We start from the raw sequence: 1140 nt of genomic DNA on the forward strand, positions 1-1140 counted from the left end.
TGAGACCAAATGAGCAACGGCAATCTCCCAGCCAAAGACGAGCAGCCAGATAATGTTAAAAATCATATTGAGGAGGCTACCAGCGTCTGACGTTTCCTCAATTGTTCTGCCAAATGGTGCCAGAGTAGCGATGCCCAGCTTGATAGCCTGTATTCCAAAGGGGATGCCAATAATAGTCAGACAAATCCCTAATCCACCGATAATGTAACCGGTACCAACCACTAAACCGCCAAAGATTAACCAGATAATGTTTCCTAAAAGGCTCATGACTCTCCTTTATTAATCCCCTTGGTACTACTTAATTATACCAGCTAAATTGGGTGAATTACTTTTTCCTAGGGAGTAGGGAGTAGGGAGTAGGGAGTAGGGAGTGGGGGTAATAAAATTTAATGGTCTAATCCTGAACCATCAGAGCAAAAAGCTGACAGCAACAAGTCATCCCTCAAAGTCAGAGGGCTTTTGCTGTTGCTCTTCCAAAAACAGCTCTACAGCCCGATTAAACTCTTCCGGCTCTACTAAAAAAGGCCAATGATTGCCAGGAACTTGACGGATAGTTAGATTTTTGAGATAAGTTTTATAGGGTTTTAGCTGCCAATCCGAGCGATTAAGACCTTTTTCTGGTACTATCAATACCGTAGGAATAGCAATGATTTCCGTTAGTCCTGCTACGCGCATCACGTCTTCAAAAATCTCATTTCTCGCCTGAACCACAAATTTACTGCCCCAACTGCCATCAGGTTTAGGTTCAATGCTGGCTTGAAAGACATTTTGCTGAAAGGGACTCCAACCCCGGTATTGTTTTAATTGTTTAGCTTGTGCTTCCGCTTGCTCATAACTGACAAAGGGGCCCATAGCTTTTACAAAAGGCAAGACACGGAACAGTAGGGGAAACATAACCTTAAACCACATCGGAATTTTGCCGATGAAAAAGGGATCCACCAAAATTAGGCTGCGCAATCGGGATGGATTTTGCTTAGCCCAGATTGGAACTAATTTACCAGTCCAGGAGTGACCGAGGATATCAGCACTAGACCATCCTAGGTGATCCATTAACGCTTCTAAATCGGCGATGTGATCATCAAAGGTATAGCCTTGATCCGGCTTGCTACTTTCCCCATGACCGCGCAGATCTGGAGCAAC

Annotated in this window: 2 protein-coding genes; both read right to left on the bottom strand. The window is 44.2% G+C overall.

Going from position 1 to position 1140, the window contains the following annotated elements; genetic code table 11:
* Positions 1 to 267: YccF domain-containing protein (locus F6K49_RS51580; protein ID WP_293110747.1), on the bottom strand; the 267-nt coding region annotated here is incomplete at its 3' end.
* A gap of 168 nt (positions 268 to 435) precedes the next feature.
* The coding region (locus F6K49_RS51585) for an alpha/beta hydrolase (protein WP_293110750.1) at positions 436 to 1140 on the bottom strand (705 nt) is incomplete at its 5' end.

This window comes from Moorena sp. SIO3I6 (genome assembly GCF_010672095.1).